The following is a 12,272-nucleotide window of genomic DNA, read 5'->3' as shown; positions in this document are numbered from 1 at the left end:
CTGACCCGCGAGGATCGCAAACGAACACATGTTTTCGTGACGCGAGGTCCAGGAGGGAGGTCGCCTCCTGTCAGATGCGCAAAGAAAAAGGCAGCCCGGAGGCTGCCTTTCACGATGGATCTGACCAAGGCGCGCCTTACTCGGCGGCCTTCAGCTGGAAGCCCTTCTCGATCTGGTCCGAGGGCGCCACCGGGTATTCGCCGGAGAAACAGGCATCGCAATACTGCGGACAGCTGTTGTCGCGGCCTGCGGCCTCGCCCGCGGCACGGTAGAGACCGTCCAGCGAGATGAACTTCAGGCTGTCCACCTGCAGGTGGTCGCGCATCTCGTCCTCGGACATGGTCGCCGCCAGCAGCTTCTCCCGCTCCGGCGTGTCGACGCCGTAGAAGCAGGGCCAGGCCGTGGGCGGGGAGGCGATGCGGAAGTGCACCTCGGCCGCGCCGGCATCCAGGATCATCTCCTTGATCTTGCGCGAGGTCGTGCCGCGCACCACCGAGTCGTCGACCAGGATCACCCGCTTGCCCTTGATCAGGGCACGATTGACGTTCAGCTTCAGCCGGACGCCCATGTTGCGGATCTGCTCGGTCGGTTCGATGAAGGTCCGGCCCATGTACTGGTTGCGGATGATCCCCATGGCATAGGGGATACCGCTTTCCTGGCTGAAGCCGATGGCGGCGGGGGTGCCACTGTCGGGGACGGGGCAGACCAGATCGGCGTCGACCGGGGCCTCGCGGGCCAGTTCCACGCCGATCTGGCGGCGGGTTTCATAGACCGACCGGCCGCCGATGATCGAATCGGGGCGGGAGAAATAGACATGCTCGAAGATGCAGAACTTCGACGGCTGCGGGCGGAAGGGCATGCGGCTTTCGACGCGGCCATCCTCGGTGATGATGACCATCTCGCCCGGGGCCACTTCGCGCACCAGTTCGGCGCCGATGATGTCCAGCGCGCAGGTTTCCGAGCTGAGGCAGTAGGCATCGCCCACCCGGCCCAGCACCAGTGGCCGCACGCCCAGCGGGTCGCGCACGCCGATCAGCTTGGTGCGGGTCATGGCGATGACGGAAAAGGCGCCTTCGACCCGGCGCAGGGCATCTTCCATGCGGCTAGGGATGTCCTTCTGCAGCGAGCGGGCCATCAGGTGGATGATGCATTCGCTGTCCGAGGAGGACTGGAAGATCGAGCCGCGCTCGATCAGCTCGCGACGCAGGGCGTCGGCATTGGTGATGTTGCCGTTATGGGCAATCGCCGCGCCGCCCCGGGAAAACTCGCCGAAGAAGGGCTGCACGTCGCGGATCACCGCGGCCTTCTTGCCGGCGGTGGAGTAGCGCACGTGGCCGATGGCCAGCGGCCCCGGCAGCGTCTGCATCACGTCCTGGGAGGTGAAGTTGTCGCGCACGTAGCCGAAGCGGCGGGCGGAGTTGAAGCCGAACTCGGGGTGGTGGCAGACGATGCCGCCGGCTTCCTGGCCGCGGTGCTGCAACGCGTGCAGGCCGAGGGCGACAAAGTTGGCCGCGTCGGTCACCCCGGTCATGCCGAAGATGCCGCATTCCTCCTTCAGCTTGTCGTCGTCGAAGGGGTGGGCGTGAAACCGTTTCTGGGCGGCAAGCGAGGCGGGGGGCGCGTTACGGGCGGCCTTGGTCATCTGTGCGACGTCCTGGGCTGAGGGCTTGGGCTGCAAGGGAGATGCTCCGAATCCGGTCATTCCGTCGCGCCCCTCTTACGCCGGGTGACGCGCAGTGTCACGAAAGGATCACATGGAATCTTGTGTCAGTCCATGTCGGGACGATCACGACAGGGATCAAGGGGCGGAAAATGACCTTTGCCGGGCCGCGCGGGGCCTCAGCCCTCGACGGCGGTGCAGGTGGAGGCCAGCTCTTCGTACTTGGTGGTGATCCAGCCGAGGGCGCGCTCGGGGTCTTCGCTCTCGATCTTGTTGGTCAGCTTGTCGAAGACCACGGCAGAGCGCGAGTTGTCGACCATAGGCACCGCCTGGCTGGTCAGCATCGTCTTGTAGACGAAGAAGGCCAGCGCCACGAGCAGGACGCCGCGCGCTACGCCGAACAGGAACCCGGCCGCCTGGTCGATGCCGCCGAGGAAGCTGCGCTGAACCACCGAGGCGAAGGCCGGGGTGAAGAGCGAGGCCACGGCCAGCGCCAGGGCGAAGATCACGCCGAAGGCGGCGATGATGGTCAGTTCACAGCTGTCGCCCAGGTATTCCCCGATCACCGGGATTTCCTTCATCAGCGGTTGCAGCTGCGGTGCGAAGACGAAGGCCACCACGGCGGCGACGATCCAGCCGAGGATGGCCAGACCTTCGCGGACCATGCCGCGCGAATAGGCCAGGATGGCCGACAGCAGGATGACCGCCGCAACGATTCCGTCGATCAGAGTGAAACCTTCCATACGCCCGCGTCCCCGCCTTGCTATTCCTGAGCGGGATCGCCTTTGGCGAACGATCCCAGGGTGTTAACGCCTCATCCGGCGCCGAAAACCTCTCCGACGAAGCTGGTCAGATCGCTCATTTGCATCAGACGCAGCCCCTGATCGCCGCCGGGCTTTCCCCCGGCAGGGGCGATCGCGGACGAGAAACCAAGTTTCGCCGCCTCTTTCAACCTGTTTTCGGTCTGGCCCACGGGCCGCAGGGCGCCGGAGAGCGAAATCTCTCCGAAAACCACGCAGTCCGCGGGCAGGGCGCTGTCCTCGCGGGCGGACAGAAGGGCCGCCGCAACAGCCAGATCCGCCGCCGGTTCGCTGACCTTCATGCCGCCGGCGACGTTCAGGTAGACATCAAGCCCCGCGAAGGGGATGCCGCAACGCGCCTCCAGCACGGCCAGGATGGTGGCCAGCCGCCCGCCGTCCCAGCCCACGGTCGACCGCCGCGCCTGGCTGTGCGGCGAGGGCGCGACCAGCGCCTGGATCTCCACCAGCACGGGCCGCGTGCCCTCGATGCCCGCGAAGACCACCGAGCCGGGGGAGGGCTGGCCGCGTTCGCCCATGAACAGGGCAGAGGGGTTGGACACCTCGCTGAGGCCGCCGCCGGTCATCTCGAAGACGCCGATCTCGTCGGCGGGGCCGAAACGGTTTTTCACCGCGCGCAGGATGCGAAACTGGTGGCCGCGCTCGCCCTCGAAGTAAAGCACCGTGTCGACCATGTGTTCGACCACGCGGGGGCCGGCGATCTGGCCTTCCTTGGTGACGTGGCCCACCAGGATGACGGCGGCACCGCGCCGCTTGGCGAAGGTCGTCAGCTCATGCGCGGCGGCGCGCACCTGGCTGACGGATCCGGGGGCGCTGTCGACGGTGTCGGACCACATGGTCTGGATCGAATCGATGATGACCAGATCGGGCCGTTCGTCGTCCAACGTGGTCAGGATGTCGCGCAGCGCGGTGTCGGCGCCCAGTTTCACCGGCGCGTTTTCCAGGCCCAGGCGGGCGGCGCGCATGCGCACCTGGGCCGAGGCTTCCTCGCCGGAGATATAGAAGGTTTTCAGACCCTTGTTGGCAAAAGCTGATGCAGCCTGAAGCAGCAGGGTCGATTTGCCGATGCCCGGATCCCCGCCCACCAGGACGGCGGAGGCCGGGACGAGGCCGCCGCCCAGCACGCGGTCCAGCTCATCCAGGCCGGACGAGGTGCGCGGCGGCGGGGTTTCCCGCGCCGACAGGTCGGTCAGCGCGACCTTCTGGCCGCGCATCGACCCCAGCCCCTTGCCCTTGGGGCCGGTGGACAGGGGCACGTCCTCGGTGATCGAGTTCCAGGCGCCACAGGCCTCGCAGCGGCCCGACCACTTGGGGAAGGAGGCGCCGCATTCGGAGCAGGAGAAGGTGGTGATGGGTCTTGCCATGCCCCGGTTCTGCCCGAGCGAGGGCGGCCGGGCAAGGGGCGATGTGAACAAAAGGGGATCGCCGCGCGCCGTGCCGGTTTTCTTGCGTCCCCGCATCTGATTCTCTTTGCCTGAAATAGCCGGGGGGCTCCGTCACGGAGACAGGGGGCAGCGCCCCCTTCCCCCGCCGTCAGACGCGCGGTCCTCACGCGGCGCCCAGGAACCAGGCCCAGCCGAGCAGGCCGATCAGGGCCACCAGCAGCACGATCGTCATGACGTCGGCCACCCGCCAGCGGGCATGCGGCAGATTGCGCGCCCAGTCCCACAGCACCGAGACCGCCAGACCCAGGGTGATCAGCGTGCCGAGCGGAGGGTGCAGCGCCGCCGGGCGCAGGCCCAGGGTCCAGCTCACGGCCCAGAGCACCCAAAGCACCCCGGCGATCAGCCCCAGGCGGAAACCGTCGCCCGATTCATGCGCCTGCAGCCGCTGCCACAGGGAGATCGCCGCCAGGATGGGGATGGTCCAGATCAGCAGGGCCGCCGCCCAGCCCCAGCCGATCAGGGCGCCTTCGGTCAGGCCGGGAAGATGCATCCGGGGACTCCCTTCGTCACATGCAGGTCACGCCCTTGGTAGCGCCAACACCGCCCCGGGAAAAGGCGACAGCGCCGCGCAGCCGGCCCGAGCGTCAGCGCAGTGCGGCGATCGGCCCGGTGGAAGAGCCGGTGATGAACTGTTCGACGTAGGGATCGCCGGAGGCGTCCAGCTCGGCCACCGGCCCGGTCCAGCGGATCTTGCCGCCGTGCAGCATGGCCACCTCGTCGGCGATGGCGCGGACCGATCCCATGTCGTGGGTGATGGTCAGGGCAGTGGCCCCCATCTCGGCGGTGATCTCGCGGATCAGGTCGTCAATGACGCCGGCCATGATCGGGTCGAGCCCGGTGGTCGGCTCGTCAAAGAAGATGATCTGCGGCTCGGCGGCGATGGCGCGGGCGAGGCCCACGCGTTTCTGCATGCCGCCCGACAGCTCCGCCGGGAACTTGTCCGCCACATCCGGCGACAGGCCGACGCGGCGCAGCTTTTCTATGGCGATCTCGCGCGCCTCCGCCTTGGGGCGTTTCAGCGCGCCGCGCAGCAGGCGGAAGGCGACGTTCTGCCAGACGGGCAGGCTGTCGAACAGCGCGGCGCCCTGGAACAGCATGCCGAAGCGGGCCAGGAAGGCATCGCGGTCGCCCTTGGTCGCGTCCTGGCCATCCACTAGGATGCGCCCGCCGTCGGGCGTTTCCAGCCCGAGGATACATTTCAGCAGCACCGACTTGCCACTGCCCGAGCCGCCGATGATGACCATCGACCGACCCTGAGGCACGGTCAGGTCGACACCGGCGAGCACCTTGTGGGGGCCAAAGCTTTTCTGCAGGTTTTCCAGCTGGATCATACCGAGAAGAAGACCCCCGTCAGGATGAAGTTCGCGGTCAGGATCAGCACCGAGGCGCTTTCGACCGAGGACTTGGTGGCCTCGCCCACGCCCTGGGCGCCACGGCCCGACCGCATGCCCGCATAGCAGCCCATCAGGGTGGAGATGAAGCCGAAGGCCACGCCCTTCACCAGCGAGGAGATCACGTCCAGCGGTTCGAGGAAATCCCAGGTGTTGCGGATGTAGACCGCCGGGTTGAAGCCCAGGGATTTCACGCCGACGGTGAAACCGCCGAGGATGCCGATCACGTCGCCCAGCCCCACCAGGAGCGGCACCACGATCAGCCCGGCCAACACGCGCGGCACGGTGAGGTATTTCATCGGGTGGGTCGACAGGGTCACCAGGGCGTCGATCTGTTCGGTCACCTTCATCGTGGCGATCTCGGCGGCGATCGACGAAGTCACGCGCGCCGCGATCATCAGGCCGACCAGAACGGGGCCCAACTCGCGCACCATGCCAAGCGCCACGATCTGCGGCACCACGGCTTGGGCGTCGAAGCGCGAGCCGCCGGCGTAGATCTGCAGCGCCAGCGCGCCGCCGGTGAAGAAGGCGGTCATGCCCACGACCGGCAGCGACAGCCAGCCGATATTGCCAAGCGACACGACGAACTCCCGCCCGTAGAAGGGCGGGGTCAGCAGGTGGCGGAAGAACGACAGGGCGAACAGCGTCACCCGGCCGATCATGGCCAGCAGACCCAGGACGGCCCCGCCGAGGCCCGCGAGCGCGCGAAGGGGAAGGGAGGCGGCGTCGCGCATCAGGCCGCGGCGCCGGTGAAGCTGCGCGCGTAGCGGCCACCCAGCGACGTCAGGATCTCATAGCCGATGGTGCCTTCGTTGGCGGCCAGCCGGTCCACGCCCTGCACATCGTTGAGAAGCGCCAGGTAGTCGGGCACCTCGGTCAGCGCGGTCACGTCGACGGTGATCAGATCCATAGAGATGCGGCCGACCAGGGGACAGGCGGTGTCGCCCGCGTAAAGCATCGTGCCGGGGGCCATCAGCCGGTGCAGCCCGTCGGCATAGCCGGCCGCGACCGTGGCGATGGTCGACGGGCGGTCCGCCACCCAGGCATTGCCATAGCCCACCGACTCGCCCGGTTCGATCTGCCGGGTCTGGATGACCGGCAGGTCCAGGTGCACGACGGGCTTGGCGTCTGCATAGGGCAGGCCGCCGTACATGCCGCAGCCGGCGCGGGTCACCTGGAAGTGATAATCGGGACCGTTGATGATGCCGCCGGTGGCAGCCAGCGAGCAGGGCGCCTCGACGCCCGCGACCATCTCGCGGAAACAGTTCAGCTGCTGGCGGTTCATCGGATGCTCGGGCTCATCCGCGCAGGCCAGGTGCGACATGACCAGAACCGGGTCCAGCGCCAGCGCCTCGTCGCGCAGGGCGGCCCAGTCGGCGGGCTCCAGCCCCAAACGGTTCATCCCGCTGTCCAGCTGGATGCCAAAGGGCGCCTCGGGCAGGGCCTCGCGATGGCGGCGGAACTGCTCAATCGAATTCAGCATCGGCGTCAGCCCGGCCTGCGCCAGCAGGGCGGTATCGCCCTCCATATGGCCCGAAAAGACATGGATCGCCGGCCCGTCGCCGAGCGCCTGACGCACGGCCAGACCCTCTTCGGCGGCGGCGACGAAAAAGGTGCGCGCCCCGGCTTCGGCGAGGGCGCGGGACACGGGCGCGGCGCCGAGCCCGTATCCGTTGGCTTTGACGACGGCGCCGGTTTCGACTGCCGGCGCAGACATGGCGTCGAGCGCGCGCCAGTTGGCCCGGAGCGCGTCGAGATCGATGAGGAGACGAGAGGTGGTCATGCCCCTTTTCTTGATCCGACCGCCGGGCAGAGGCAAGGGGAAAAGCCGCGTCCCCCTTCGATGTCGCGGGCGGGCGGATGGCGCGCCGGGGGCATGGTTCCCCAAGGTCACCCGTCTTGGCCCCTAAGTCACCACAATTTTCCCCAAATTCAGCCCCGGGCAGGCTCTACGACTTTCGTCTAGGGACTATGTGTGTGTGGCCGGCTGCCGGTCGTAAGAGTGATAGAGACAGTATGTTAAAGAATTTCAGAAAGCCCGCGACCGATGTCCGTCCGCGGCGGATCGTGCCGCAAGCCAGGCAGCAGTCGATACATGACACCTCCGACACCTGGGTCGAGGTTCCCAAGGACTACACCGCAGCGGCCAAGTGGACCCCCAGTATCGGCGAGTATTTTCCCAACTTCTCCGGGATGTCGACGGAAGGGCGCATCACCTTCCATCCCTATGTCAGCGGGCACTGGACGATCTTCTTCAGCGTCGCCGACGCTTTCTCGGAAACCTGCACGCGCGAGCTGTGCGCGATGGCGCCGGTGCAGGATGACCTGCGGCGCGAAGGCGTGCGGATCATCGGCGTGGCGCGCAACCCGGTCGCAGAACTGGACCGTTGGCGGGACGAGATCCACCTGCGCAGCGGCCACAGGGTATCCATTCCGATCATCGCTGACACCGACGGCATCCTGACCAACACCTTCGGCATGATCCATCCGCTTCAGGCCGAGGCCTCTGCCATCCGCAAGACGATCATCATCGACCCCAACCTGCGGGTCAGCATGCTGTTCGAATATCCCCTCTACATCTCGCGGTCGATGGAAGAGACGCTGCGCACGCTGGACGCCGCGCGGGGTTTCTATGAGGAGCAGGATGCCGTGAGCGGCGGCTACTAGGGGACATCGCGATCTGCCTGCATGGGGGACGTGGGACTGACAACGGGGCCGGAGGATCCTCCGGCCCCGTTGCCTTTTCTGGCCCCTGACGCCGGGGATGCCGCGCCTCACGCGCGGACACGAGGCCGTGGGGCGGATGCTTTGTCGGGCCCGGACCCTCGACGGGCGGGACAAGGGGCATAGGTTTATTTGAGGACCGGAAGGGCTGTTGCCCTGCGCGGTCCGCAACGACGCGCCGCCCTGCAAGAGGACCCCGCCATGACTTCCATCCGCCTTTCCGCCCTTCTTCTGACCGGCGCCGCGCTGGCCGCCCCCGCCAGCGCGCAGGATTTCAACGCGGCACCACCCAATGCCGCCGATCAACAACCCGCCTTCGAGGGACAGACCCGTGCGCCCGTTCTTGAGGACGAAGTGACCCTGGACCGCGCCGTGGTCGCGGAGGGGCTGGACCATCCCTGGGGTATGGATCAGCTGCCCGATGGCCGCTTGCTGGTGACCGAACGCCCGGGGCGGCTGCGCATTATCACGCCCGGGGGGGAGGTTTCGGACCCGGTCGAGGGGCTGCCGCAGGTCGATGCCCGCCGCCAGGGTGGCCTGCTGGACGTGCAGGTGCGCGATGATTTCGACGTGACCCGCCGCGTCTGGTGGAGCTATGCCGAACCGCGCGAGGGGGGCGAAACCGGCACTGCCGTCGCCACCGGCCTGCTTTCAGAAGATGGCAGCACAATGGAGGAGGTCGAGGTGATCTTCCGCCAGATGCCCGGCTGGGCCTCGACCATGCACTATGGCTCCCGCCTGGTCTTCGACGGCTCGGGTGCGCTGTTCATCACCACCGGGGAACGGTCCCTGCCGGAACCGCGCCAGCTGGCGCAGGATCCAGCAACCCATCTGGGCAAGGTTTTGCGCATCGATCCCATGGGCGGCGCCATGCCCGGCAATCCGCAGATCGAGGGCGGCGCGCCGGAGGTCTGGTCGCTGGGGCACCGCAACATCCAGGCCGCGGCCATGGGGCCAAACGGGGCGCTCTGGACGATCGAACACGGGCCCCGGGGCGGGGATGAGCTGAACCGGCCCGAGCCGGGCGGCAACTACGGCTGGCCCGTCATCACCTACGGGATCGATTACAACGGCAGTCCCATTGGCAACGGCGAGACGGCCTCGCCCGAGATGCAGCAGCCGCTCTATTACTGGGACCCGGTGATCGCCCCCTCCGGCATGGCCTTTTACGAGGGCGAGATGTTCCCCGACTGGCAAGACAGCATCCTGGTGGGCGCCCTGGCGGGCCAGGCGCTGGTGCGGCTGGAGCTGGATGGCACGTCGGTCACTGGCGAGGCGCGGTATCTGCAGGGGCAGGGCCGGGTGCGCGACGTGGACGTGGCCGCCGATGGCGCCGTGATGATCCTGACCGACGCCGACAATGGCGAACTGCTGCGGCTGACGCCGTCGGAGTGATCTGGCCCCGGGCGGGGTCTGCCCGCCCGGGATCATACCGGGGCCTTCGCGCCCTTACTTGCTCACCGCCTTGTCCGCGATCTGCAGCATCAGGCTGGTCGCCACTTCCATGTCCTGGACGGAGATCCATTCCAGCGGCCCGTGGATGCATTGCATGCCGGTGAAGAGGTTGGGCGTGGGCACCCCCATTTCCGTGAGGCGCGAGCCGTCGGTGCCGCCGCGGATCGGCACCGAAATCGGCTCCACCCCAAGCGCGCGGGTGGCATCGCGGGCCAGTTCCACCGGCGTCATGTCGTTTTCCAGCCAATAGCGCATGTTGCGATACTGCTCGGTGATCTCGCATTTGATCTGCGCGCGGGGCTCTGACGCGCCGACGGCATCGCAGATCTTCGTCAGGATCTCCCCCTTCTGCGCCAGCCCGTCCCGCTCAAAATCGCGCAGAATGAAGGTCAGCTTCATCTCGGCGGCGTCGCCTGTCATGTCGGTGCAGTGGATGAAACCCTCGTAGTCCTTCGTGGTGTCCGGGGTCATCGTATGGGCGGGCAGGGCAGTGATGACCTTCGACGCCAGCTGGATGGCCGAGACCAGCTTGCCCGTGGCCTGCCCGGGATGGATCGAGACGCCGGTGACGGTGACATGGGCGATGTCGGCGGAGAAGGTCTCATAGATCACTTCCCCCACCTCGGCGCCGTCGTAGGTATAGGCGAAGTCGCAGGCGAAATCTTCCGGCAGGCGCCTGTCCACGCCACGGCCGATCTCCTCGTCCGGGGTGAAGGCGATGCGAATCTTCGGGCGGGCGATTTCGGGATTGTCGATCAGGTGCTTGGCCGCCGTCATGATGATGGCGATGCCCGCCTTGTCGTCGGCGCCCAGAAGGGTCAGGCCCGAGGCGGTGACGATGTCATGGCCCTGCTTTTCGGCGAGATAGGGGAAATCCTTTGGCGACAGCACCAGATCCGGCGCGTCTGGGTAGGTGATGTCGCCGCCGTTGTAGCCCCGGATGACCCGCGGTTTGACGTCCGTCGCATTGTACTGCGGAGCGGTGTCGAAATGGGCGCAGAAGCCGACCGTCGGCCCCGGGGCGGTGCCCGGCACGGTGGCCAGCACGGCGCCGTAGTCGGTGACCTCGACCTCCTCGGCGCCGATCTCTCGCAGCTCGGCCTCCAGCAGGCGGATCATGTCCCACTGGATCGTGGTGCTGGGCGAGGTGGGCGACAGGGCGTCGGACTGGCTGTCGACGGCGCAGTAGCGGGTCAGGCGGGTTTCCAGATCGGGGGCGAACGTGGCGGACATGGGAGGCTCCTTCGGTTTGCGCGAAGGGTTGGGCGCCGGGGCGCAAGTGTCAAGCGGGGTCGCGCGGTGGGTCGGTTGGGGGCGGGGGCGCTGCCCCCGTCGCTGGCGCGACTCCCCCCGGGATATTTCCGGCCAACAAATGAGGAAGGCGGGTGCGCGGTGTCTTGGTCGCGAGAGATGTGGGGGAAGGTTCCCACATATCAGGGGTTTGGGGGCTGCCACGGATTGGTGACCATGTCACTGAGGGCCGCGGGAAAGGGGCGTAGGATCGGATCAGATATCCAATGGAGGATTTGATGATGTCCCGCGTGACCCGTCCGGCTGACCAATGGTCGCCGCTTTATTACCTGACTTCGGTCGGGGCCGGTGGCCTCGCCGTGACCTTCTTCATGTACCTGATGTTCTGGGTGCCGCACCCCGGTCAGCCGGTGCCGGTGGCCGAAGACATCGGCGCGGCTCTGGTCACCGCCAGCCCGCCGTTTGCCGCGACCATCTACCTGGCCCTGGCGGGCATTGCCGTCTTCGCCGCGATGAACCTTTACCTGCTGGTCTGGAACCTGCGGCGCACCGGGGCCTTCCTGCGCTCGCCCGCCGGCACGGCCCTGGCGGGCGGGCAGGGGCAGACCCAGATGACGGCGATGCCGCTGGCGCTGGCCATGTCGATCAACGCCCTGTTCATCCTCGGTCTGGTCTTCGTGCCCGGCCTCTGGGGCGTGGTGGAGTACCTTTTCCCGCTGGCTCTGGCGGCCTTCCTCGCCGTGGGTCTGCTGGCCTTGCGCCAGGTGGGGCGTTACCTGTCCCAGGTGATCGGCCATGGCGGCTTTGACTGGACCGCCAACAATTCCCTGTCGCAGATGCTGCCCGCCTTCGCCCTGTCGATGGTCGGCGTGGGCCTGGCAGCCCCGGCGGCGATGAGCGGCGTGACGGCGACCGCCGGAGTGGCCTTTGTTCTGGCCACCGTCTTCTTGGTGATCGCGGTGATCTACGGCGCGGTGAAGCTGGTGTTGGGCGTGCGGTCGATGCTGGAACATGGCGTCGCCGTTGAACAGGCGCCGACCCTGTTGATCGTGATGCCGATGGTCACCGTCCTCAGCATCCTGCTGGTGCGTCTGGATCATGCGCTGCACGTCCATTTCGGCGGCCATTCCACCCCGGCGGACATGCTGGTCTTCCTGACGCGGATGCTATCAGTGCAGCTGGGCTTCACCCTCTTCGGCCTGACGATCCTGGCGGCCACGGGCTATATCCGCCGCTTCGTCACCGGGTCGGAGGCTTCGGTCGGCTCCTACGCGCTGATCTGCCCGGGCGTGGCCCTGTCGGTGCTGATGCACTTCTGGATCAACAAGGGTCTGGTCGCGGTCGGACTGATCGCCAAGTTCGGCACCGCCTTCTGGATGCTGAGCGGGGTGGCCGTGGCGCTGCAGCTGTCGATGATCCTGCTGCTGGTGGTGCTGAACCGCCGCCACTTCCTGGCGCGGCGCGCCCCGGCCCAAGTGCCCGCGGAATGATCCGCGCGCCCCGGTCCTGGTGACCCCCGACCCCGCCC

Annotated in this window: 11 protein-coding genes; 3 read left to right on the top strand and 8 right to left on the bottom strand. The window is 67.4% G+C overall.

The annotated features are described in order from the left end of the window. Positions 1-136: 136 nt before the first annotated feature. The 7 genes from purF to alr form a co-directional block, all read right to left on the bottom strand. The gene (purF, locus tag CVM50_RS15720) at positions 137-1,642 is read right to left on the bottom strand and encodes an amidophosphoribosyltransferase (RefSeq protein ID WP_085888381.1); all 1,506 of its coding nucleotides are present in this window, start codon (positions 1,640-1,642) and stop codon (positions 137-139) included. Between the two features lie 197 nt (positions 1,643-1,839). Then, on the bottom strand, positions 1,840-2,403 hold the full coding sequence (locus CVM50_RS15715) for a CvpA family protein (protein ID WP_085888380.1): 564 nt from the start codon (positions 2,401-2,403) through the stop codon (positions 1,840-1,842). Positions 2,404-2,474: 71 nt separating this feature from the next. Then, positions 2,475-3,842, bottom strand: coding sequence for a DNA repair protein RadA (radA, locus tag CVM50_RS15710; RefSeq protein WP_085888559.1), 1,368 nt, complete (start codon positions 3,840-3,842; stop codon positions 2,475-2,477). A 184-nt stretch (positions 3,843-4,026) separates the two neighbouring features. Beyond that, a complete protein-coding gene (locus CVM50_RS15705; RefSeq protein WP_085888379.1) occupies positions 4,027-4,413 on the bottom strand; it encodes a hypothetical protein in 387 nt (128 codons plus the stop codon). A 94-nt stretch (positions 4,414-4,507) separates the two neighbouring features. Next, a complete protein-coding gene (locus CVM50_RS15700) occupies positions 4,508-5,254 on the bottom strand; it encodes an ABC transporter ATP-binding protein (protein WP_085888378.1) in 747 nt (248 codons plus the stop codon). Continuing rightward, a complete protein-coding gene (locus CVM50_RS15695; protein ID WP_085888377.1) occupies positions 5,251-6,048 on the bottom strand; it encodes an MlaE family ABC transporter permease in 798 nt (265 codons plus the stop codon). Before CVM50_RS15695 ends, CVM50_RS15700 begins: the two co-directional genes overlap by 4 nt. Further along, the gene (alr, locus tag CVM50_RS15690) at positions 6,048-7,097 is read right to left on the bottom strand and encodes an alanine racemase (RefSeq protein ID WP_085888376.1); all 1,050 of its coding nucleotides are present in this window, start codon (positions 7,095-7,097) and stop codon (positions 6,048-6,050) included. Before alr ends, CVM50_RS15695 begins: the two co-directional genes overlap by 1 nt. Before the next feature lie 233 nt (positions 7,098-7,330). Between alr and CVM50_RS15685 the strand changes: the two genes are divergently transcribed. Continuing rightward, positions 7,331-7,981 carry a redoxin domain-containing protein gene (locus tag CVM50_RS15685; protein ID WP_157792202.1) on the top strand — a complete coding sequence of 217 codons (651 nt, stop codon included), beginning with the start codon at positions 7,331-7,333 and terminating at the stop codon, positions 7,979-7,981. Positions 7,982-8,239: 258 nt separating this feature from the next. Continuing rightward, positions 8,240-9,433 (top strand): PQQ-dependent sugar dehydrogenase, encoded by a 1,194-nt coding sequence (locus tag CVM50_RS15680; RefSeq protein WP_085888374.1) that lies wholly within the window; start codon positions 8,240-8,242, stop codon positions 9,431-9,433. 54 nt (positions 9,434-9,487) lie between these two features. Here the strand turns inward: CVM50_RS15680 and pepT are convergent, their stop codons facing one another. After that, the gene (gene pepT, locus CVM50_RS15675) at positions 9,488-10,726 is read right to left on the bottom strand and encodes a peptidase T (RefSeq protein WP_085888373.1); all 1,239 of its coding nucleotides are present in this window, start codon (positions 10,724-10,726) and stop codon (positions 9,488-9,490) included. Between the two features lie 299 nt (positions 10,727-11,025). On the opposite strand from pepT, the gene CVM50_RS15670 reads away from it, so the two are divergent. After that, positions 11,026-12,234 (top strand): TsoY family (seleno)protein, encoded by a 1,209-nt coding sequence (locus tag CVM50_RS15670; RefSeq protein WP_100148530.1) that lies wholly within the window; start codon positions 11,026-11,028, stop codon positions 12,232-12,234. The last annotated feature ends 38 nt before the right edge of the window (positions 12,235-12,272 follow it).

The sequence above is a fragment of the Pseudooceanicola marinus genome, assembly GCF_002786295.1.
GTDB lineage: Bacteria > Pseudomonadota > Alphaproteobacteria > Rhodobacterales > Rhodobacteraceae > Pseudooceanicola > Pseudooceanicola marinus.
This window is presented reverse-complemented; position numbering and strand designations above follow the sequence as displayed.